Genomic DNA, 21969 nt, shown 5'->3' on the forward strand with positions numbered 1-21969 from the left:
TTATTCAAATTTAGAGTTAAGCGCTATTTTGAATAGGTAAACAGCATAGTGTCTTCTGCTTGGTGTTGAACGATCTTGGTGTACTTAAAACCCAAGCGTTCAATTAGATTGATTGACTGTGTATTTTCTGCTGAAATCATAGCGTGCACGGTTTTTAAGCCTAAACGTTTACAATCGGCTTGTAATACACCGTTACAAGCTTCTAGTGTCAAGCCTCTGCGCCTAAACGCGGGCAAAATTGCATAGCCAATGTCAGGGTGGTCTAGGAAGGGTCTTTTTAACATACCGCAAATTCCCATAGGCCGTTTTTTTCGATTATCACAGAATACGTACAAACCGTAACCATTTTGCTGATAAGACACAAAAGGGCCATTTTCAATGAATTCGCGGGCATCGGCTTGATTGTGAATGTTGCGGTCACCGATGTGCCGAATCCAATCTGGGTCATTCACTAATTCTAAAATAAAGAAAGCTTCTGCTAAAGTGACTTTGCGTATATTTAAACGTTCTGTCTGCGCAACTAGGGTACCTTTACAATTCATAAATTGGTCGTTTCATTGGTTTGCGAGAAAACACTACGGACTTTATTTTTGCCGGCTTTTTTAGCTAAATATAGTGCTTTGTCGGCTTTTTCTAGCAAGGCGACAACACTCTCCCCCTGCATAGCTGTGAGACCAACACTGATTGAAATATTACATTCTAATATTTGGCTATTTATCGACCGCACTTCGTTACGCATTCTATCTGCAATTTGCAACGCATTGTTTGGGTTAGTTTCTATCAAGATAACCAAAAATTCGTCGCCGCCCATTCTTCCTACATAATCAACATCACGGACGTGTTTTTTGATACTTCTTGAAATATCTACAAGTATCTGGTCCCCAAAAACATGACCAAACCCATCATTAATTTGTTTGAAGTTATCCACGTCAATCATTAACAGAGACAACGGATGATCAAAACGTTCACTTCTGGCCATTTCCCTTTTTAGCGCACTATCAATAGCTCTGCGATTAAGCAGTTTAGTCAGATGATCCTGTTGAGTAAGGGTGCGTAATTGCCGGTTTGTACTGCTTAATTTAGAAATCTCTTCAAAGCTTTTCAATCTACTTTTTTCAATTAAATGAGCCACTGCAAAACACACTAGCGTACTGCTAAAACCCAGACTTATATCGAACCAAATATCACGGCTTAGACTATTTACAAGCAATCCGATAATAAGCCCTAGAAAGGCAAAACCGAGAATGCTCAACAAATAACTTAGGTGCCCTTGCAGCGAAAAGCACAGTAGCATCATGATAACAATAAAAGGCGCTATGCCATGTCCATCATTGACACTCAGTAGCGACCAGAAAACACCTACACTGGCAAAAAACACAGTAAACAGAATTTCAATGGCGTTGACAAATGATGACAACCTAGGGAGTGCTTTTAACTTGCGTAACATCAAAACATTACACGCTGCGAAAACAAAAGAAACCATATATAACAGGGTATATGGCATGTTGGCGGCAAAGAGCATATCACCACCAAGGCGAAGGTGATTTAATAATTGAATACCGAAAACCACAGATGCCAAACAAGAAAAGTAAATGGCATACTGAATGTTATTGGAATTACTGTGAACCAAATAATCTGCCAGAAAAGCAGGTTTTGGTTTGGGAAAAAGTCGTGACATCAATCCACTCGTAAAATCGAAACCTATGTGTACTTCATTTTATTGGAGAACAAACAAAGCAATACTTGTTAGTGCGTCGATTAAAAATCCATCACTTCTAGTTTAACAAAAATTGGATGGCATACCACGTATTTTGTCGATCCAAACCACTAAATATAAGTTCAGATTCCTGAATCAGGCGTTATTAATGGAAAAACTCATTACCTGTTCAATATTATTGAGCTCACACGCAAGCATAATTAGCCTATCAACTCCCAGCGCGACGCCTGAACAATCAGGTAAACCACTTTCCATAGCAGCCATAAAGTGCGGGTCTAAAGAAATCTTTCCTAATCCATTTTGTATACGAGCTTGATTGTCCCGTTCAAATCGTGTTTGTTGCTCCTTCACATCGGCCAGTTCATGGTAGCCATTGGCAAGTTCTAATCCTTTGAAATAAATTTCAAAACGCTCAGCAACTCGTGGATCATCTTTATTCAACCGCGCTAATGCAGCTTGTGATGCGGGAAACTGGGTTAATGCCACAGGTCTTAAACATCCAATTTTAGGTTCGACAACTTGGCTACAAAGCAGTTGCAACAACACATCTTTCGAATTCTCTACTTGGGCGATATTAGCAAAGCCAAAATATTCTGCTTTGCGTTTTAACTCCGCTAAACTGCAGGTCAAGGGATCGATATCACAGTGTGTAAGAAACGCCTGCTGATAGCTTAACCTGTCAAGTGGTTCTGTTTTGAGTACGAGTTGTAATAGCGCATCGACTTCGTCGATTAACTGCAAATGGTTAAAACCCACTCGATACCACTCTAACATGGTAAATTCTGGATTATGCTGCTTGCCAGCCTCTTCATTGCGGAAAGATTTACACAATTGAAAGATACAGCCGCTACCTGCACACAAAAGTCGTTTCATGGCAAATTCTGGGGATGTCTGCAAAAATAAATTTGCGGGTTCTGGGTTCAGAGGGCTATTGAATTGAGTGTTAAATGCGTGCAAATGTATATCAGTGACACCGGCGTGGGCTAACGCAGGCGTTTCCACCTCTAATACATTACGTTGTGCAAAAAATTGGCGGATCTGAGCGTTAATCTCAGCCCGTTTTTTCAAAGTTTGAATAGACGCGGTTGGTCGCCAGTTAACTGATGAATTCATAAAAACCAGATAAATTGCGAGCCCAATTGAGATTGGGCTCTAGAAAGGTAGACTACTTTTGAGCCCGTGAAACGTATTCACCGCTGCGAGTGTCAACTTTTATCACTTCGCCAGTTTGTACAAACAAAGGTACCCTAACTACTGCACCGGTGACCAAAGTGGCTGGTTTACCACCTGTACCTGCAGTATCACCTTTCAAACCAGGGTCAGTTTCTGTGATCTCTAGCTCAACGAAGTTTGGAGGCGTAACAACAATTGGGCTACCATTCCACAAGGTGATTGTGCAATTGTCGTTCTCGACTAGCCATTTCACATTTTCACCAACTGCTTTTTCGTCAGCGGCAATCTGTTCGAAAGTTTCGTTGTTCATAAAATGATAGAATTCGCCATCGTTATACAAATACGTAAGTTCCGTGTCCATTACGTCTGCACCTTCGACGCTATCACCGGATCTGAATGTTTTTTCTAACACTTTACCGGAAATAAGTTTACGAATTTTAACGCGGTTAAAGGCCTGACCTTTACCTGGTTTAACATATTCGTTCTCAAGAACGTTGCAAGGTTCGCCGTCGAGCATTATCTTTAAGCCCGCTTTGAATTCATTTGTGCTGTAATTAGCCATAAATCCTCTAAATTAATCGATTGAGTACTCGTTTGGCGCTGATAATACCTAAAAAATCCATCTCTGTAGAGAGTAACTGGCAAAAAGAACTGGCAACTAGTTTTAATGATCCGCAAAAACTGCTGGAATATCTTGATATTCCAGTGGAAAAACAGATCGAAAATATTAAGGCTAGATCACTTTTTCCCATGCGTGTCCCACAACACTTTGCTCGTTTAATGAGCAAAGGAGATCCCCAAGATCCGTTGTTTAAGCAGGTCTTCCCATTATATGAGGAATTCCTTGAAGACCCCAGATACACTGTGGATCCGTTGCAAGAGCAAGAAACCCCACAGCAAGGGATACTACACAAATATCAAACCAGAGCTCTGCTGATGGTGCGTGGTGGCTGTGCAGTCAATTGTCGTTATTGTTTTCGCCGGCATTTTCCATATCAGCAAAATAGTTTAAATAAACAAGGATGGTTGGAAGCCTTGGATTATATTGCGCAAGATTCAAAATTAAATGAAATTATATACTCCGGTGGTGATCCGTTAATGGCTAAAGATGACTTTTTGGCTTGGCTTACCAATCAAATTGAACAAATTCCCCATATTACACGACTAAGATTACACACACGTTTACCCGTGGTGATTCCCAATAGAATAGACTCTCAATTGACCAGTTGGATTTCACAGTCTCGTTTAAAAGTAATTATGGTACTGCATGTTAACCATGCTAATGAAATAGACTCAAATTTGATTGCAAAATTAAATTTACTCCGGGAAAAACAGGTAACACTGTTGAATCAATCTGTTTTGCTCGCAGGGGTGAATGATACGGCGGAGAGTCAAATAGGGTTAAGTGAACGCCTATTTGAAGCAGGGGTGATGCCCTATTATCTGCACATGCTAGATAAAGTAAAAGGTGCTTCGCATTTTGATGTGAGCGAAAATCAGGCAAGGGAAATCATGGCTGAAATGATAAAGCGCTTGCCAGGATTTCTTGTCCCAAAACTCGTTAGAGAAATTGGCGGACAACCTGGCAAGACACCTCTAGACTTACATCTTCATCCTTAATTAGGCGAATGTATTTACGTTCGACCCAAGTGCAGGATTTGAAGAAACTTTTGGTACGTCAGCCGCTGATTCCAACAACTGAAGCGTCGCCTGGCCTTGTGTCTCTTGATTTGATTTCGCGAGTTGCAAGGCTTTTGTTTCAAGGGACGCACCGGTAGTTCCAGATGTATTTACACCCTGAAGTTCCATACCAATTACCTCATTGCTTGTAGCAATTTAAAAAAACAGGCAAAATTACCCGTCCACGGTCGTTATCGGCCCACAAAAAACTTCCTTGAGTATTTTTTTTCACTTTATTGAGATCATTTTTCATGTCCGCACAATCGAACAGTACACTTCGCCCGTTATTTGAAAAATTAACCGAAAATATGCAGCTCATTTATCGTAAGTCGATAGATGCAGATGAAGCATTATCTAAATTGCAACAATCTGGAAAAGGCAAGTTTAATCATATCTTTGCTGAAGATGCCGGCTTTGCAGTTCAAAGCAAACGTTTCATGCCCTACGTTAAAGAACTCGCCGCTGAGGTAGCCAGCTTGGAAACAGCGGATCAAGCGCAATTTGAAAGTTCGCTGCCTGAGATTGTCAAAAAAATGGAATTATTATTGAGCACCTTGAGCCAATTAAAAACCACCTTGTAAGTGCTGGTTATTCCCATAGCTTAATAATCACCGAGCCCCCTATCAAAATGGCGTAACTGACAACCAACAAGATAGGTTGTTTTTTGAGCAAATTAGACCATAATTAATAAAGGGATCTCTCACCAATAAAAAGCAAATTAAATAAACTGAGCATAAATGTTTTGCATGTTTAATATTTGGAGGTATGAGTATGGAAATTACAGCAGGTAACAGCCTGAATAATCTATCTAAATCTCTTTCTAGTGCTGCTAACGGTAGAGAGTCTAGTGTGAATGCATTTGGCATTGGGAATGCCAACAAACCTGAAGTTGAACTGTCAGCTCAGGCTCGGATTTTACAACAAAACGAGCAAACACAAAATGAACGAAACCAAAGTGCCCAAATGAACAGTCAAAGTAACCAAACCGAGGCACTTTCTGGTACTGAATTTATTCGCGTTTCCAGTAGCGTTGGTTCAGCTGCTCGCAATAATCTGACTACCGAAAAAGCCACAGAAGTCTACCGCTCTATTCAAGATCTTCTATAGCAGGTTATTACTGTCACTTTCTTTGATAGTAAGATCTTGGTACAGGGGAAGATTTTCGATCTGCCGGTTAATACTGCGCACAACCTCCTTGTATTCCTCACTTTCGACATTGCCATAGTGCCGGCTGAAAACGTCCTTACTCAATCCCTCGGGTAAGTTATCAATGATAGGGAAGAACTGATTTTCACTTTGGACTTGTGCCAAAGCATCTTGCAATGCTTCCGCATATAGGGGATCTATCGCCATAACTGCCAACTTAATACCGGCCAAATCAGCGGCTAAATCTGCAAAACTAAAACCAGATCCACCTTCAGCTCGATCCATCAGTTCCTTAAACTCTCCCACAGCATTACTTATCCCCTGCTGAGATAAAATCTTAATCGCTGCAGAAATCACAAAGTGCTGCGTTAAATCACTGCGACCACGCAGTAGCGGACGATAGTATGGCATAACGACTTTATTTTGGTATGGCTGTACCTTACCAATAAAATTCGCCATCCGATGATGCCCAACGTAAATCGCTAACGCCAATAATGCCGCCTCATTTTCAAGCACTGCTGATGAGTTGGCTGTTTTAGACTTCACTTTCTTAAACAACGGGTTTATAAAATCAGATAACGGTAAGCCCCCCCTATGCTGTGAGAAACTTAGGGCATCTAAAAAGGCCAAATAATATGTGACTCTTTGTTTAAGCTCCTCATTATCGGTGCCAGATAGTCCATTCCTTATTTCATTTAGGCTAACCAAAAATTCATGGATTGGAATTAACTTAATTTGCACATCAGCATTAGATGTTTTTACTTCAGAGACTTGTTTTAGGGCCAAATTTCCCAAGTCGCTTTCAGTTCGCCAATTGACGATATAGGTCATCACTGAGAGCGCCCATTTACCCGAAATAGGTAAGTCACCGAGTTTGATATTATCGACCTTAATACCGGCCGAAGAGATTAAATCACCTTCTAAATTCACATAGGCTGAGAACCAATTAATTGGAATTTTATAGCTGAATTTAGCACTGAGTTTTTCTTCAGTTGTGGTAATTTCACCTGAGAACTCGGGGATTGCTCGTTGTAAAAATCCGACTATGCTATTCATTTGCGGATTGGAAATGATTATGGTCTGCGGAATATAACGTTTTCGAGTTACTTGTCGTGCCTGGGAAAGCAATAAATTTATGGTGTCTGCATCATCAACTTGAGCCGTAGCATCCACCACTACTAATGGTTTTGTTTCAATAATCAATACGATTAATAAAAGCGTGACGACCAACAAACTGATTAATGCGAGTTTAAATAATTTAAATACTTTAGACATTAAAATTAGTCCAGACAATTTGTCACGACAAACGGCTTAAAAAACACAGTTATTGCACTAACTCAGCATCATTTAATGGCTAGTAAATAACATTTTCCAGGTAACAAAATGCCTTGGTAACTCGATTAAACTACCCGTTATTACTTAATTGTTATGGGATAAAGCACTACACTGCAACAACGATGTCGAAACAGCAGCAACTAGTTTAACAGTCTATATCGACTACTTCGACCGTGCAATTTGGTTCGGCGAATGAATCATAGATCACATAACATCCCTGATCAGTAGGTACGCCTGAACTTGGCACATCGTAACCAATTAACGCATATTGATTATCGGTGCGTCTGAGTAAATTCTCATCGGACGAAATTTCCATAAATTCGAAGAAATCAACGGCATCGCCTAACTCAGATTCAGCCTCCGGACAAAGATTACCGAAATAGAGTTCGGTCTCTGCGAACCCAAAATCAACGATCAGTTCAGACTGACCCGTACCTGGATTTGTGCTAGTTGTCGTAAGCCCTTTTATTCTAGCCTTGTGTTGAACTAGGCTAACAGTCGAACGAATGTTGCCTGCAATACCATTCAAAACAGAAATTTTCGCATCACTAGAAATATCAATAAATCTTGGCGCTGCGACTACTGTCAAAATGCCTAAAATAACTATTACTATAATTAACTCAATGAGTGTAAACCCGCGTTGTTTAGAAACCACACATTCCCCTTTATCGATTTATTATTATTATTTTTAAATTATGTTTGATGACAACACAACTAAACCTCAGCCATATTGCCTTTAGATTCCAACCATACCTTCCGATCTGGCGCGCGCTTTTTAGAAAGCAACATATCCATTAGCTCCATCATTTGGCCAGCATCGCCTTCAGTAAGTTGGACTAAACGACGAGTATTGGGGTCCATTGTTGTTTCTCTAAGTTGCATAGGGTTCATTTCACCCAGCCCCTTAAATCGTTGCACATTAACCTTACCGCGTTTCTTTTCAGCCTCGATACGGTCCAATATCCCCTGCTTCTCACCTTCATCGAGGGCGTAATAAACTTCTTTACCCACATCTATCCTAAACAACGGCGGCATGGCAACATACACGTGCCCGCGATTAACTAGCGTTCTAAAGTGACGCACAAATAATGCGCACAGTAGTGTTGCAATATGCAATCCATCGGAGTCTGCGTCGGCAAGTATGCAAATTTTGCCGTAACGTAGTCCACTTAAATCTTCTGAGTCTGGATCTATGCCTAAAGCAACCGAAATGTCGTGGATCTCTTGGGATGCCAGCACTTGTGAAGAATCAACTTCCCAGCTATTTAATATTTTCCCGCGCAGCGGCATGATAGCTTGGAAAACCCGATCTCGAGCCTGCTTAGCTGAACCACCAGCGGAATCACCTTCCACTAAAAACAATTCTGAGCGCTCAATATCTTGGTTGGTACAGTCGGTTAACTTACCCGGTAACGCTGGCCCTTGAGTGACCTTTTTACGAGCGACCTTTTTACTTTGACGTAAACGACGTTGGGCATTGTTAATACACATATCAGCCAGCAATTCAGCCACGTCAGTATGTTGATTCAGCCACAAGCTAAAGGCATCTTTAACCACCCCTGAAACAAAGGCTGCGGCTTGCCGTGAGGACAATCGCTCTTTAGTTTGTCCAGCAAATTGCGGGTCCTGCATTTTTGTTGACAAGATATACGCACATCTATCCCAGATATCTTCTGGTGATAATTTCACACCACGAGGCAATAAGTTTCGGTATTCACAAAACTCTCGCATGGATTCAAGCAGCCCCTGTCGCAGTCCGTTTACGTGAGTACCTCCTTGCGCTGTTGGAATCAAGTTCACGTAACTTTCAGTCACTAACTCGCCACCTTCTGGCAACCACATCACCGCCCAATCTGCGGCTTCATGATTACCTGCCAGTTTGCCTACGAAAGGTGCATCTTCAGGTAATGAGATATATTCACTGACTGACTGGTATAAATAGTCCCGTAAGCCGTCCTCATAATGCCATTCATGGCTTTCTTTACTGATTTTATTGTCGAACTTAATTTTAAGGCCTGGGCATAAAACCGCTTTGGCACGCAAGATATGCAATAACTTGGTAACTGAAAATTTAGCGGAATCAAAATACACTGGATCAGGCCAGAACTTTAGGCCAGTTCCCGTATTACGTTTACCACAGGTATCCACTATTTTGAGATCTTCGACCTTTTCGCCATTTTCGAACGCCATGCTGTAAACATTACCGTCTCGTCGAATCACTACCTCTACACGGGTAGATAATGCGTTCACAACCGATATTCCCACACCATGCAAACCACCAGAGAACTGATAGTTCTTGTTGGAAAATTTGCCACCGGCATGCAATTTAGTCATGATCAGCTCGACACCTGAAATCCCTTCTTCAGGGTGAATATCCACCGGCATACCACGACCATCATCAACCACTTCCACTGATTGGTCTTCAAACAAAGTGACTTTGATATTACTGGCGAATCCAGCCAAGGCCTCATCGACACTGTTATCGATAACTTCCTGACTAAGGTGGTTAGGGCGAGTGGTGTCCGTATACATCCCCGGACGACGTTTAACTGGATCTAATCCGTTAAGGACTTCAATTGCATCAGAATTATATTGGTTTGACATGCTTTTTATTCGATTTTTGTTGCCAAAAGGAGGTGATTGGTCACACCTGTACTGCTACTGATGTTACCAACTCAAGATGCACTGAGCAATCAACATATTGTGTTTTTCTTTAGGCAAAAATAACATTCAATTTTTCCTCCCAATAAGACAAAGAAAGACTAGGGGCAGATGAATTAAGTTATGTCAGCAAAAATTCAAATATTTCTGGCAAATGATCGCCGTAGTTTTGGAAACTATGATCGCCTCCCTGTTCAATGGTCAGGCGACTATTCGCATATTTTTGTTCTGCTTGACGATAATCTAAGGTTTCATCATTAGTTTGCAATAGTGCCCAATACGCCTGCGGATCCTTTAATTCAGTTGTGTTTAAATCAACAAGCTGCTGAATATGCGGTTCTTGTAAGGTAAATTCTTGAGCAGTGTAGGGATTGATATGAGTGCCTAAAAATCCTTTCAATAACTCAAAGGGACGCACCGCAGGATTGATCAGCACGGCTTTGCCACCAAACATTTCAACCAAATGAGTGGACATAAACCCGCCCATAGAACTGCCAATAAAACCTAGCTTTTTACCTTCATATTTGCGTGCCAAGGCTTCCAACATTTGAGCTGCATCTAGCGGATAGTTGGGTACTTGCGGTACTTCCATTGTCAATTCTGGATGGTGTTGACGCACATAAGCTAGAGTTTGTTGAGCTTTAACAGATTGCGGCGAACTCATAAAACCGTGAATATAAATTAGTACATTTTCCATTTAACCTAATTGCTCCTGTTGCAAGCGGATAGTTTGGTTATCGATAGTCCCATCGTTATGCAATTGATAAACCTTGAAACCCGGCATTTCCTCGCTTAGTGCAAAATCAGCCATATTCGCAAATTGCCAACAAGTAGACGGACTAGATTGAAAACAACAGCCATGCAGATTTTGTTGTATATCATTATGAATGTGTCCGTATGCGACTAACTTCACTTGCGGCAGTTGCTTTATTTGATGAAAAAATTGGTGACGGTTGAGCCATTCATGTTTATCCATCCAACCACCACACTCAATCGGGTGGTGGTGACAAACAATCATATGAAAATCGTCAGGGTGATTCTGCAACTTATTTATCAAACTTTGTAAATCTGCAGCACCAACCTGTCCCAAAGTCCCTTGATGACGAGTGTCTAAACCATGAATAAACCAGTTGTCTTGTCGCCAAGGTTGCCCCTTTGCTAAATCAAATTGGCCTAACAGGCTATCAAATAAGCCAGATTGATCGTGGTTACCAGCAATAACCTTTAAATTGTGGGATAGGTTAAACTGTTCCATCAAATCCAAAAAGTGCAGGTAACTTTGCTCGCTATCGTCACCTGAAATGTCACCGGTTACTATTATCCCGTCGGGATTGAGTTGCTCAACCCGTAACAACAATAACTTGAGGGTTTGGTAGGGATTAATATTATTGTAGCCAGATTTGTTTTTGTCTTTAAACAAATGGCAATCACTTAGTTGGACTATCTTTGCCATGATAATTTACGCTAAACCTCTGAAGAGCCTATTGACTCAGCGTGACGCAAACAAAACGATAACCATTCAGCAAGAAATCGGTTGGTCATTTCTTTTTCGTTGGGCTGGTGCATATTAGTATTGGGGTAGGCATAGCTGGGTTTGAGTGAGCCAATGTGTTGCGCACTGAGTACTTCCGCTACGTTGGCGTCATGATATAGCCGAATCTGCATCACTGGACGTAAAAAAGCAGGCACGCCATCCGCCAACTGGGCTAACTCAACAGTACTGGTATAACGACTACTATCAATAATTTTTACGCGATAATACAAACCATCGTTAATTTCAAAAGTATAACTTAGTGTCACAGTGTCACAGTCAGGTAACAAACGCAGCAAACGCGCATAATTAGCCTCACACACCGCCAGCAATGACGGTAAGTTTGGAACATATTTGCGTTGTCGACTAAGTGTTTTCATGCCAAGTATTATGTACTTTTTGTTCGTTAATAAGAAACCATTGTAACGCGATAAGCGTAGCAGCGTTATCGATTTTCCCTTCGTTTAGCCAATCAATTGCTTCTAACTTAGTCGCGCGACGCACCAAAATATCTTCACTTTCATGAGCGAGTCCGTGTACACCATGGGCAGTTGACGCGTCCACTTCACCTACATAAATATGAATCCGCTCTGTGGTCCCACCGGGGCTTGAAAGGTAACTCAATGCTTTGTGTAGACGTTTTATGGTAACACCCGCTTCTTCGAAAGCTTCACGACGACATACCTCTTCGATGGCTTCATCTTTCTCAATCATGCCAGCAACAATCTCAATCAACCACGGCGATTCACTAGTGGCATAAGCCCCAATACGAAATTGTTCGATAAAAACAAATTCATCTAGAATTGGGTCAAACAATAAGACAGCAACGGCATGTCCTCGCTCTAACACTTCACGCTTAACTGAACTACTCCACCCGCCATCAAATAAACGATGGCTAAATTGATAATCGATCAGTTTGAAAAAGCCACTATAAAGTGGTGCAGTTTTAGTTAGTTTTACATCGTTTTTAGTAAACGTTGGAAAAGGCTTCAATTTATTCATCCCCAAATTTAATACAGATCTGCTAATTTATCAGTTCAATTACCTTGATATACAACCTATCCCATAGCTTAATAGCATTATTAATTTCGCTGCTGCTTTGCTTTCCAAGAAAGTACCGATATTTTGCACAAAACATTGGGGAAAATACGCGAGCTTGCTTAGCAAAGTACAAAAGCGAAGTAAAATGGCAACAGAGCATAGGTTCTAGCTAACATATTCTGTTACACTTCAAGGGATACTGTTACCACTTATCGATTTCGGTTAACGCTTGATTTACTTACACTTTGAATCGAAATAAAAATAATCGAATAAACTAGCATCATGCAATACACTACGGAACATAAATAGGAAAGCAAATGAAAAAATCAATTCTGTCTCTGCTTATTGGCTTTAGCGTGGCCACTCAAGCCTATGCAGATGATCTTTATCAGGTGTATCAACGCGCACTGGAACAAGATCCCACGATCAATAAAGCGAAAGCTGATCGCGACGCAGCCTTTGAAGGCATATCAATCAGTCGGGCGAACTTATTGCCTCAAGTTTCTGGTGTTATTAGCTATAGTAAAAGTTCTCAGGAATCACTTAATTATTCAAACGACAGTTCGTCGCCATCAATAATTACCACTGACACAACCAATTTGGGTTGGGATATCAACCTTTCGTTGTCGGTGTATGACCATAAGAATTGGGTTGGTCTAAATCGAGCAGAAAAAATCGCTCAGCAAAGTGACACCACTTTTGCATTGGCCAAACAAGAGCTTATTGTTAGAACCACGATTGCCTATTTGGCAGTACTTCGTGCCAAAGATGGCTTAGAATTTGTGCAAGCAGAAAAGCGCGCGATTGAACGTCAGTTAGAACAAACTAAACAACGCTTTGAAGTTGGATTAACTGCAATTACTGATGTGCATGAAGCTCAAGCTAATTTCGATAATACGGTTGCACAAGAAATTGTGGCTGAAAATTTAGTTGAACTTAGATTAGAAGAATTGCGAGAAATCACTGGTAAGTATCACGATAACTTGTCGGTACTCAATACTGAAAGCTTTTCAGCTTCAAGACCCATTCCAGAGCGAGTAGATGGCTGGCTTTCCATCGCCGAAGAAAAGAATCTGGATTTAATGGTGAGTAAATTGGCAACTGAAATAGCCAAAGATGACATTAAACACGCTCGAGCTGGCCATTATCCAACAGTTAGCCTCACGGCCTCAATTGGCAGTGATGATACCGAAGTTCTTGGTATTGACTTACCGGCACGAGACAATGATTCGATTGGCCTAAGCTTAAATGTGCCTATTTACTCAGGTGGCAGTGTGAGCTCGCAAACGGCCCAAGCAAAATACAATTTCATTGCAGCCAGTGAAAATTTAGAGTTGACCCATCGTTCGACTGTTCGCTCTATTCGCAGTTCTTATAATGATGTAGTGGCAGCAACGTCAACGATTCGCGCTTTTGAACAAGCGGTTATTTCAGCACAAAGTGCGCTCCAAGCCACTGAAGCAGGATTTGACGTAGGTACGCGGACCATAGTTGATGTGCTTAACAGCACTCGTAACCTGTTTGATGCGCGTCGGAATCTTGCCAGCGCACGTTATGATTTTATCTCCGCAGTTATGACCTTGAAACGTTCTGCAGGTAACCTAACAGAACAAGACTTAGAAGATATTAACCGAGGGTTAAGACCCGCTTCTTAACCCCATTAACGTGCAAAAAATCCGTTACCGGCTTTGCCGCTAGCGGATTTTTTATGTTCACCTTATCATGCTGTTTGATAATATATCGGCGCTTTGTTTAACTCTTTTTTTGGACTCCAACTGACATGAATGCGTCTGCAATAAAAGCTAAATTTATAAAGATTCGGTCTAACAAAATTTTCGAACTTGTGGTTATTTCGGTAATTATTTTTTCGGCCTTACTAGTTGGCGCGAAAACTTATGAAATGTCACCGACTCTAATATCGGTCACCACCTTTTTGGATTGGTTTATTACCTTTTTCTTTTTCGCTGAAATAACCATTCGTTTTTTTGCGGAACCTCGTAAACGAGACTTTTTTAAAAGTCTCTGGAATATATTTGACACCTTAATTGTATTGGTAAGTATTATTCCTGCAGACAACACCGACATGGCAATAATAGCCCGTTTGGTTAGGGTTTTTAGGGTGCTCAGAATGGTTTCTATTATTCCTGAACTGCGCCTACTGTTAACATCATTGGTCAAAGCCATGCCCCAACTCGGCTATGTCATGTTATTAATGTTTATAATCTTTTATATTTATGGAGCAATTGGAAGCACCTTATTTGAAGAAATTAACCCTGTGCTATGGGGTGATATTACAATTTCCATGTTAACTCTATTTAGGGTCATGACGTTTGAAGATTGGACTGACGTGATGTATGAAACCATGGAGGTTTATCCACTTAGCTGGATATTTTATTTAACCTTCATATTTTTAAGTGCCTTTGCTTTCCTAAACATGGTGATTGGTATTGTGGTTAATGTCATGGAACAGGAAAACCAAAAAGCACGAAATGATAAGATGTTGGAGTTAGGCGAACCTACAATTGCTGACTTATCCAAACAATTAAATGACATTCACGAGCAGATTCAACAACTTAATAAAAACAATCAACAAAAAATATCTGTAAAATCATAAGGTAACTGAACATCACCAATCCGTTGTGTTGGCAAAAGGCGCAGAGTGCAGCCAGCGGATTGGTCAACTTCCCCCACGAATGTAAACATTTATGCTCACTGCTTTGTTAATTTATTCATCTCAAATGAGAGTAAAGCCGCTCTAATTGCACTATAAAGGTATAGCGTCAAAAAATTATTGACGTTAGGACGTTTTTTAAGGGATAAAGCGTCAAAAGTATAGCTAACCATAACTATTAGGTAAATTAAATAACCATAAAGACAGTAAAAGTTGTATTATTCAATTTTTAAAAGCTGGCATTGTTTTCGCTTAGTAGTAATAAAAGCAGCGAAACCAAAATGATAGCTAACAATGATTGTACCAGTGGCCGAAATTAATTTGACCACGGTTAAAATCTCAAATGGAATAAAATTATGCGTATTAAAAGAGTCTCAGAACCATTTAAGCACTTGGCTGGTAAGTCTTTTAAGTTAGTTTGTATAGATTTGAATAAGGAAAGTTCAAACCAAAAACCCACAGTGCCATTGAACAATGTGGTGAATTTTCCTATTTCCCAAAAGTGTAAGAATTTCAAAAAGGATTAGAACTTTTTCCTAACCTTCTGAACCGACATAAAAATGGGAGCATTCGCTCCCATTTTTATGTCTCAATTTGCTAATTTCAATTTACCAAGCGCACAGCCACTTCATTGAGGTGAGCATGTTGCACTCATTAAATTCCATACTGGGTTTTTAGGCTTTTGACTCGTGCGATGGTATTTTCATCCGTAAAAGTACGCTCCACAAGCTTTCTTCTCGCTAAGCTGTTGTTACCACTTGCCAGTAATACTTCTACATAATTAAGATAGATCTCGTTATTCTCCATCGAATCATTTATCACACGGTCATAATATTTTAAGGCTTCCTCATACTTTTCCTGTTTCATCAAAGCTTGCGCCAAGGTGTCCACCGCATCAGGGTTGTTAGGATGTTGTTCAACCGCCTGCTTCGCATATTTTTCGGCTTCTTTTAAACGTCCATTTTGCGCATACAAATAAGCCAAGTTATTCAGTACAACAAAGTTATTTGGGTTTAACTCTAAGGTTTTCTCATAAGTGGCGATGGCTTTTTCTTCATCACCGCTTATTTGACGTTCTGCAACCATCATTTTCACCGCAATATCATTGGGATACTTTTCAGCATGTTTTTGCAGCAGCGCGAGCGCTTGAGATTTTTGATCAAGTCGTTCTAGATTCACCGCAAGCAACACTGCATTTCGACTATTGGGTATTGCTTCATATACGGCTTCAGAATTAACCAGAGCATCGGCATATTCTTGGTCGGACATTTGAATGCGGGCTTTGAAGCCTTTGACTACAGGCAATTGTTGAGTGGCTTCTGGTAACTTTGCAAGCGCGGCCTTAGCTTCTTCAAACTGTCTGGACATAACTAAGAAATGTGTTCTCAACACCTCTACACTTAAATCATCACGAGCTTCAAGAAAACGACTGCTTAGTTTGGCACCTTCGGCGAAATCTCCTTTGGCATCAAGCAATAGCATTTTACCTAAGTTGGCATCTCTACTATTTGGATAACTGGCAAGCCATTTATCATAATGTTGATTGGCATCTGCTATACCGCCAATTCCAAGCAAAGCTTTACCTTTTAAATTCCAAAAAGATGAAGGTATAGAATCATTCTCAGGGATACTCTCAAGGGTTGTTAAAACCTGATTCCAATCTTGTTCAGATAAATACATTCGAGCTACTACCAGCTTCAAGTCTGTATTTTGCGGTTCATTTTGTAGAGCTGTTAACGCCGGCTGCATACCTTTGGCACTTTCTTTCAATTGACGATGAGAAAGGTAATAGGATGCTAAAGCGGGTATAAAGCTTGGTTTCTTAGATAAAATAGCCAGTAATTTTTCATGCCCGGAATCACGATTACCTTTGGCTATGTCTAAGTTGGCAATAGCTAGCTTTATCAAACCATTTTCAGGATCTAGCGCTTCGGCCTTCTTATACATAGCCAATGCACTATCAAAATCACTTTGCTTAATCGCCAGTTCTCCGGCAAGCATATAGGCTTTAAAGTCTTCTGGATTAGAGGCAATCCATTCGTCAGCAAGTTCTTGTGCCTTATCGAATTGTCGAGTTGCAAGGTACGCATTTGCTAAGGTTGCTCTTGTTACATCCATATCTGGACTTTGTTCAAGCGCATTTTCTAAGTCTATGATGCCGCTGACATCATTTAATGAGAGTCTTAATACGCCCAATCTAGTTAGGTCTTCCGCAGAACGGCTTATCTCTGCTGAGCGTGCAACGACTTCTTTGGCATCGATTAGATTGCCAGCGCGAATTAACTCGTATCCGGCTTTGGAAAACAGCTTAGCATCTTGCTCGGTCACTTCACTAAACATTTCCAATACATTGCTCGCATCTTCAGATAACCCCAGCTCCAATTGACTGGCCGCCAACATTTTTAGCGCTGGATGGTTAGCTGGCAAAGAACTGGCAATATAAGACAAGTGAGTATTCGCCGCTTCATAGTCTTTGAGCACGTATGCCGCATGCCCTGCAATCAATCTCAAAACTGGGTCACCGCGACCACTTTGAATTGCTTTTTCAGCATATTTTTGCGCGTTTTCATGCTCGTTTTTGGCTGCACTGACGACGCTTTTCAATTGATTAAGTAAGGCATTATCTTGGTTGATCGCTAATAATTGATCAATGTATGGTTCTGCTTGGGTAATTTTTCCGTTATCAACTAAAAGTTTTGCTAAGACAAATACAATCTGTGTATCTTCTGGATATAACGCTAAGTACTTTTCATATACCTCAGCTGCTTTATCAGCCTGTTGAGTACGCAAATACAATTGACCTTGCAACTTAAGTACATCGGCATTTTCAGGATACTTTTGCGCCAACGAATCGGTTTTATTTATCGCTTCGTCGATATTTTGATTTAACACTAAACCAAAGACTTCAACTAATCCGCTATAAACAGTATCAGCGTTAATGGTACTAAGTTGTTCTAATAATAATTTCGCATCCGCTTCTTTTCCTAATTGGGCCAGCGACTGCAATTTAAAGAAGCCCACTTCTATCTCTTGCTCAGGTGTCATCCCTGCTTCTGAGTGGTCAATTTCACTCAATTCTGCATAAGCACCGGAATTTTGATAGGCCTGAGATAATAAAGGAATGACGTCTGAAGCAGGTTGACCATATTCTAATGCTCGATTTAGTTCTTTTTCTGCACTTTCATATTGTTTTTGTCTTAAGTACACTTTTCCAAGTTCGAAACGCGCTTTAGGATTTTTAGGGTCAGCTTGAACGGCACTTTTCAGTTCAATAACTGCAGAATTAAATTTATTCTGTTCAACGAATTCTTGCGCGGACGTTAAGTGTTCCTCACTTGTTTTTTGAGTGCATCCTAGAATGAGGCTAACGCTAAATGCTATTAGTAATGTTCTCATATTGTTAACTCTTCCTTAATGTCGAATTAGCTCTATGCTACAAGGCTTGTTATTTTTTTAACAGTAAGTTTTGTTTAAAAACGCCTAGACTAACACTGATTTTATTAAAATTATGCCTCTTATGTTAATTCACCGTTAACTACCAGTTAAAAAACCAAAAAATATCACCTGAAATGAGACCTTTGTTGGCTTAAAATAAGGTTATCTAATATACTACGCCTTTAAACAATACCGGCCTTTAGGCACTTTTCAAGATTGCCTGTTTAGCTGTAATTAGCTGATGTCAGTTAATTACTTATCCGGTAACCAGGGATCATGAATGACCAGTACGACAGATATAACATTTAAAGAACTTAATCTACCTGAAGCACTCTTGCAAGCGATTGAAAAAGTGGGCTATGAAAAGCCTTCTCCAATTCAAGCTGAGAGTATACCGTTAATATTACAAGGGCATGACCTTCTTGGCCAAGCACAAACAGGTACAGGTAAAACCGGTGCGTTTGCACTTCCTATGTTGGCCAATCTAGACATTGACGCAGATTACACTCAACTATTAGTTTTAGCGCCTACCCGCGAATTAGCTATCCAAGTAGCAGAAGCGTTTCAAGTGTATGCTAGCTTTTCGAAAAAAATCCGCGTTCTACCTATCTATGGTGGCCAATCTTACGACAATCAAATTCGTCAGTTAAAACGTGGCGTTCAGGTAGTGGTAGGTACGCCAGGCCGTGTTATTGACCATATAAAACGCGGCACGCTTAAACTAGACAAATTACGCTTCTTGGTACTAGATGAAGCCGATGAAATGTTGCGTATGGGATTCATTGACGACGTGGAATGGATTTTAAGCCACGCGCCAGCGACTCGCCAAACTGCGCTTTTCTCAGCGACAATGCCAGCGCCAATTAAGAAAATAACTGAACGTTATTTGAATAATCCTAAACATGTAAAAATTGCGTCCAAAGTGAGTACCGCAAGTACCATTAGACAGCGTTTTTGTCAGGTTGCTGGACATCATAAGTTAGAAGCCTTAACCCGTATCATGGAAGTGGAAGAATTTGATGGTGTCATCATTTTCGTACGTACCAAAACCGCTACCGTAGAATTAGCTGATAAATTATCAGCCCGTGGTTACGATGTTGAACCATTAAATGGTGACATCGCGCAAAACGCACGAGAAAGAACGGTTGATCGCCTTAAACAAGGTAAAATTGATATTCTTGTGGCCACCGACGTAGTAGCCCGTGGATTGGACGTTGAGCGTGTCAGCCACGTTATCAACTACGATGTTCCCTATGATACCGAATCTTACGTACACAGAATTGGTCGTACCGGTCGTGCGGGACGCCAAGGCGATGCGATTTTATTTATTTCACATCGTGAAAAGCGCATGTTGTTCTCTATCGAGAAAGCAACCAAACAAAGCATTGAACAGATGCCGATTCCATCGATTTCAGAAATCAATGAAACTCGACTATCTCGTTTTAAAACCAGCGTAATCGAAGCCATTCAAGATGATTCAATTGAGAGCTTAATTCCAATTGTTGAATCAATTCAAAAAGAAACTGAAGCAGCTCCAGAGAAAATCATGGCCGCTTTAGCGAAAATTGCGCAAGGTGATGAGCCATTAATTCTTAAAGAAGGCGACCGCCCTGACTTAAATGCAAAACCTGCTTATAATGATCGGGAAAGAGCACCTCGTAGCGGCGGCAGAGAACGTGGTTCAAGAGATGATCGTGGACCAAAACGTAGCCGCAGCAGCAAACCCGATGAAGGTATGCAACGTTATAGAATTGATGTTGGTCATACACACGGTGCCAAGCCTGGTAATATCGTTGGAGCTATAGCTAACGAAGCAAATATTAGCAGTAAAAATATTGGTGCTATTGAAATATTTGATAACTTCAGTACCGTTGATTTGCCAAAAGGCATGCCGGCTAACACTTTTGGTGTACTTGAAAAGACACGTGTAGCAGGACAGCGTTTAGCCATTCGTGAGTGGAGCGAAGAGCCACCGAAACGTAAATCACGGAAATTCGATAAACGATAAAATATCAAACCCGCTCACAAGGCGGGTTTTTTGATTCAAATTCTAAATAACCAAAAGAACTATCAATTAGCTTTTAATACTTTTGTTCTATATGGATTTTCACGCAGAATCTATTTCTCAACTACTACTATAGGCAACCGATATGCGTTATTTCCCCATTTTTATTGATACTCAAAAGTTAAACTGCTTAGTAGTAGGAGCAGGGGAAGTGGCTGCCCGTAAAATAGAATTGCTACTTAAAAGCGAAGCAAAAATTACAGTAGTAGCACCTTGGATGTGTAACACAGTAGCGCAGTTTGCAGAACAAGGCTTAATCACCGTCATTTCAAGAGAATTTAGCCATGAAGATATTACGCAGCGAGACCTGATTTTTGTGGCAACCGATAGCAGCGAAGTGAATCAACAAGTTCATAAACTGGCTAGTGATGCCAATATTTTAGTTAATGTGGTTGATAACACACCTTTGTGCAAGTTTATCACCCCGTCGATTATCGACCGTTCGCCAATTGTGATCGCCATGAGCAGTGGTGGCGTTGCACCGGTTTTATTACGCTATTTACGCCAAAAATTAGAATCTTACATCCCGCAAAAAACAGCTCGTCTAGGGCAATTCTCAGAAAAGTTTAGAGAGTTGGTAAAGCAGAAATTATCGACGGTAACTGCCCGTAGGTTTTTTTGGGAAGATATCCTTGATGGTCCTGTAGCAGAGCAGGTGTTTAACGGTAATCAACAAAAAGCAGAGGCGTTATTTGCCGAGTCATTGGAAAACCACCAGCAAAAGAAAGTCCATGGTGAAGTTTACTTAGTAGGTGCGGGTCCTGGTGATCCAGATTTGCTTACCTTCAAAGCCCTGCGGTTAATGCAAAAAGCGGATGTTGTGGTCTACGATAGATTGGTGTCCAAAGAAGTTCTAGAGTTGGTGCGTCGAGATGCTGAAAAGATTTATGTGGGGAAAGCTAAAAGCCAACATACTCTGCCCCAGCAAGACATAAACGTTTTACTTGCCGATTTAGCCGCAGAAGGAAAACGAGTGGTTCGACTCAAAGGCGGAGACCCTTTTATTTTTGGACGTGGTGGAGAAGAGATTGAGACCCTAGTGAGTCGTAATATTGCATTCCAAGTGGTGCCGGGGATCACCGCAGCAACAGGGGCGGCAAGTTATGCAGGAATCCCGTTAACCCATCGCGACCATGCGCAATCAGTAGTATTCGCAACCGGCCATTTAAAAGACAATACTATTGATTTAGATTGGCCTGCTTTAGTACAAAAAAATCAAACTATCGTTTTTTATATGGGGATAACTGGCCTAACTATTATCCGTGACAAGCTCATTGAACATGGTATGCCCAAAGATATGCCAATAGCGATGGTGCAATCTGCCACCACTGATAAACAAAAAGTTGTGACAGGCAGTTTAGCTACCATTCAAGAGCTTGCCGCAGCAGCTGACATTAAACCACCTTCACTAATCATTATTGGCACAGTAGTTACCCTGCGGGACAAACTAAATTGGTTTCTTACTGAAAAAACAACAAAATAATCTCAGAATTCGTTGCCCATAAATTTAACCT

The 21969-nt window shown here is 40.8% G+C and carries 20 protein-coding genes; 7 read left to right on the forward strand and 13 right to left on the reverse strand.

The window, feature by feature from the left end; all coding sequences use genetic code 11:
- Positions 1–23: 23 nt before the first annotated feature.
- The 4 genes from VUI23_RS18125 to efp all read right to left on the reverse strand — a co-directional run bounded on the left by VUI23_RS18125 (position 24) and on the right by efp (position 3452).
- Complete coding sequence (locus VUI23_RS18125) at positions 24–542, reverse strand: GNAT family N-acetyltransferase (RefSeq protein ID WP_342805278.1); 519 nt, start codon at positions 540–542, stop codon at positions 24–26.
- A complete protein-coding gene (locus tag VUI23_RS18130) occupies positions 539–1678 on the reverse strand; it encodes a GGDEF domain-containing protein (protein WP_342805280.1) in 1140 nt (379 codons plus the stop codon). Before VUI23_RS18130 ends, VUI23_RS18125 begins: the two co-directional genes overlap by 4 nt.
- 174 nt (positions 1679–1852) lie before the next feature.
- Complete coding sequence (epmA, locus tag VUI23_RS18135; protein WP_342805282.1) at positions 1853–2830, reverse strand: elongation factor P--(R)-beta-lysine ligase; 978 nt, start codon at positions 2828–2830, stop codon at positions 1853–1855.
- A gap of 52 nt (positions 2831–2882) precedes the next feature.
- The gene (gene efp / locus VUI23_RS18140) at positions 2883–3452 is read right to left on the reverse strand and encodes an elongation factor P (RefSeq protein ID WP_216048968.1); all 570 of its coding nucleotides are present in this window, start codon (positions 3450–3452) and stop codon (positions 2883–2885) included.
- Positions 3453–3484: 32 nt separating this feature from the next.
- Between efp and epmB the strand changes: the two genes are divergently transcribed.
- A complete protein-coding gene (epmB, locus tag VUI23_RS18145; protein WP_216048969.1) occupies positions 3485–4510 on the forward strand; it encodes an EF-P beta-lysylation protein EpmB in 1026 nt (341 codons plus the stop codon).
- Here epmB and VUI23_RS18150 read toward each other — a convergent pair whose 3' ends face one another.
- Complete coding sequence (locus tag VUI23_RS18150; protein WP_216048970.1) at positions 4511–4699, reverse strand: hypothetical protein; 189 nt, start codon at positions 4697–4699, stop codon at positions 4511–4513.
- Positions 4700–4821: 122 nt separating this feature from the next.
- Here VUI23_RS18150 and VUI23_RS18155 point away from each other — a divergent pair, with 122 nt between their 5' ends.
- Together VUI23_RS18155 and VUI23_RS18160 are read left to right on the forward strand one after the other, a co-directional pair.
- Positions 4822–5151 (forward strand): hypothetical protein, encoded by a 330-nt coding sequence (locus VUI23_RS18155; protein ID WP_216048971.1) that lies wholly within the window; start codon positions 4822–4824, stop codon positions 5149–5151.
- Between the two features lie 190 nt (positions 5152–5341).
- Positions 5342–5677 carry a hypothetical protein gene (locus tag VUI23_RS18160; RefSeq protein ID WP_216048972.1) on the forward strand — a complete coding sequence of 112 codons (336 nt, stop codon included), beginning with the start codon at positions 5342–5344 and terminating at the stop codon, positions 5675–5677.
- Here the strand turns inward: VUI23_RS18160 and VUI23_RS18165 are convergent.
- The 7 genes from VUI23_RS18165 to nudF all read right to left on the reverse strand — a co-directional run bounded on the left by VUI23_RS18165 (position 5672) and on the right by nudF (position 12245).
- Positions 5672–6991: a hypothetical protein gene (locus tag VUI23_RS18165; RefSeq protein ID WP_342805284.1), complete on the reverse strand. Its 1320-nt coding sequence runs from the start codon at positions 6989–6991 to the stop codon at positions 5672–5674. The genes VUI23_RS18160 and VUI23_RS18165 overlap by 6 nt on opposite strands.
- A 205-nt stretch (positions 6992–7196) precedes the next feature.
- Positions 7197–7706, reverse strand: coding sequence for a prepilin-type N-terminal cleavage/methylation domain-containing protein (locus VUI23_RS18170; RefSeq protein ID WP_342805285.1), 510 nt, complete (start codon positions 7704–7706; stop codon positions 7197–7199).
- 59 nt (positions 7707–7765) lie between these two features.
- Complete coding sequence (parE, locus tag VUI23_RS18175; protein ID WP_216048975.1) at positions 7766–9655, reverse strand: DNA topoisomerase IV subunit B; 1890 nt, start codon at positions 9653–9655, stop codon at positions 7766–7768.
- A 178-nt stretch (positions 9656–9833) separates the two neighbouring features.
- Positions 9834–10409 carry a YqiA/YcfP family alpha/beta fold hydrolase gene (locus VUI23_RS18180; protein ID WP_303499150.1) on the reverse strand — a complete coding sequence of 192 codons (576 nt, stop codon included), beginning with the start codon at positions 10407–10409 and terminating at the stop codon, positions 9834–9836.
- Positions 10410–11165: a metallophosphoesterase gene (locus VUI23_RS18185; protein ID WP_342805287.1), complete on the reverse strand. Its 756-nt coding sequence runs from the start codon at positions 11163–11165 to the stop codon at positions 10410–10412.
- Between the two features lie 11 nt (positions 11166–11176).
- Positions 11177–11623, reverse strand: a complete 447-nt coding sequence (locus tag VUI23_RS18190) for a DUF1249 domain-containing protein (protein WP_342805289.1) — start codon at positions 11621–11623, stop codon at positions 11177–11179.
- Positions 11610–12245 (reverse strand): ADP-ribose diphosphatase, encoded by a 636-nt coding sequence (gene nudF, locus VUI23_RS18195; RefSeq protein WP_342805291.1) that lies wholly within the window; start codon positions 12243–12245, stop codon positions 11610–11612. The genes VUI23_RS18190 and nudF overlap by 14 nt, the downstream gene beginning before the upstream one ends.
- A gap of 356 nt (positions 12246–12601) precedes the next feature.
- Between nudF and tolC the strand changes: the two genes are divergently transcribed.
- Positions 12602–13939 carry an outer membrane channel protein TolC gene (tolC, locus tag VUI23_RS18200; RefSeq protein ID WP_216048980.1) on the forward strand — a complete coding sequence of 446 codons (1338 nt, stop codon included), beginning with the start codon at positions 12602–12604 and terminating at the stop codon, positions 13937–13939.
- A 125-nt stretch (positions 13940–14064) separates the two neighbouring features.
- Positions 14065–14898 carry an ion transporter gene (locus VUI23_RS18205; protein ID WP_342805293.1) on the forward strand — a complete coding sequence of 278 codons (834 nt, stop codon included), beginning with the start codon at positions 14065–14067 and terminating at the stop codon, positions 14896–14898.
- Positions 14899–15609: 711 nt separating this feature from the next.
- On the opposite strand, the gene prsT is transcribed toward VUI23_RS18205, so the two are convergent.
- Entirely contained in the window at positions 15610–18351 is a 2742-nt protein-coding gene (gene prsT / locus VUI23_RS18210) for an XrtA/PEP-CTERM system TPR-repeat protein PrsT (RefSeq protein ID WP_342805295.1), read from the reverse strand.
- Positions 18352–18670: 319 nt separating this feature from the next.
- Between prsT and VUI23_RS18215 the strand changes: the two genes are divergently transcribed.
- Together VUI23_RS18215 and cysG are read left to right on the forward strand one after the other, a co-directional pair.
- Positions 18671–20398, forward strand: a complete 1728-nt coding sequence (locus tag VUI23_RS18215; RefSeq protein WP_216048983.1) for a DEAD/DEAH box helicase — start codon at positions 18671–18673, stop codon at positions 20396–20398.
- 142 nt (positions 20399–20540) lie between these two features.
- The gene (cysG, locus tag VUI23_RS18220) at positions 20541–21938 is read left to right on the forward strand and encodes a siroheme synthase CysG (RefSeq protein ID WP_342805297.1); all 1398 of its coding nucleotides are present in this window, start codon (positions 20541–20543) and stop codon (positions 21936–21938) included.
- The last annotated feature ends 31 nt before the right edge of the window (positions 21939–21969 follow it).

The sequence above is a fragment of the Alteromonas sp. M12 genome (genome assembly GCF_037478005.1).
In the GTDB taxonomy this organism is placed as follows: Bacteria; Pseudomonadota; Gammaproteobacteria; order Enterobacterales; family Alteromonadaceae; genus Aliiglaciecola; species Aliiglaciecola lipolytica_A.

Bases quoted from the DNA above. Each gene is read 5' to 3' on its own strand.
- epmA (WP_342805282.1), bottom strand. From the start codon at position 2,830: ATGAATTCATCAGTTAACTGGCGACCAACCGCGTCTATTCAAACTTTG.
- VUI23_RS18125 (WP_342805278.1), bottom strand. From the start codon at position 542: ATGAATTGTAAAGGTACCCTAGTTGCGCAGACAGAACGTTTAAATATA.
- efp (WP_216048968.1), bottom strand. From the start codon at position 3,452: ATGGCTAATTACAGCACAAATGAATTCAAAGCGGGCTTAAAGATAATG.
- nudF (WP_342805291.1), bottom strand. From the start codon at position 12,245: ATGAATAAATTGAAGCCTTTTCCAACGTTTACTAAAAACGATGTAAAA.
- VUI23_RS18180 (WP_303499150.1), bottom strand. From the start codon at position 10,409: ATGGAAAATGTACTAATTTATATTCACGGTTTTATGAGTTCGCCGCAA.
- VUI23_RS18190 (WP_342805289.1), bottom strand. From the start codon at position 11,623: ATGAAAACACTTAGTCGACAACGCAAATATGTTCCAAACTTACCGTCA.
- VUI23_RS18215 (WP_216048983.1), top strand. From the start codon at position 18,671: ATGACCAGTACGACAGATATAACATTTAAAGAACTTAATCTACCTGAA.
- VUI23_RS18160 (WP_216048972.1), top strand. From the start codon at position 5,342: ATGGAAATTACAGCAGGTAACAGCCTGAATAATCTATCTAAATCTCTT.
- prsT (WP_342805295.1), bottom strand. From the start codon at position 18,351: ATGAGAACATTACTAATAGCATTTAGCGTTAGCCTCATTCTAGGATGC.
- VUI23_RS18185 (WP_342805287.1), bottom strand. From the start codon at position 11,165: ATGGCAAAGATAGTCCAACTAAGTGATTGCCATTTGTTTAAAGACAAA.
- parE (WP_216048975.1), bottom strand. From the start codon at position 9,655: ATGTCAAACCAATATAATTCTGATGCAATTGAAGTCCTTAACGGATTA.
- VUI23_RS18155 (WP_216048971.1), top strand. From the start codon at position 4,822: ATGTCCGCACAATCGAACAGTACACTTCGCCCGTTATTTGAAAAATTA.
- VUI23_RS18150 (WP_216048970.1), bottom strand. From the start codon at position 4,699: ATGGAACTTCAGGGTGTAAATACATCTGGAACTACCGGTGCGTCCCTT.
- VUI23_RS18165 (WP_342805284.1), bottom strand. From the start codon at position 6,991: ATGTCTAAAGTATTTAAATTATTTAAACTCGCATTAATCAGTTTGTTG.
- VUI23_RS18205 (WP_342805293.1), top strand. From the start codon at position 14,065: ATGAATGCGTCTGCAATAAAAGCTAAATTTATAAAGATTCGGTCTAAC.
- VUI23_RS18130 (WP_342805280.1), bottom strand. From the start codon at position 1,678: ATGTCACGACTTTTTCCCAAACCAAAACCTGCTTTTCTGGCAGATTAT.
- cysG (WP_342805297.1), top strand. From the start codon at position 20,541: ATGCGTTATTTCCCCATTTTTATTGATACTCAAAAGTTAAACTGCTTA.
- tolC (WP_216048980.1), top strand. From the start codon at position 12,602: ATGAAAAAATCAATTCTGTCTCTGCTTATTGGCTTTAGCGTGGCCACT.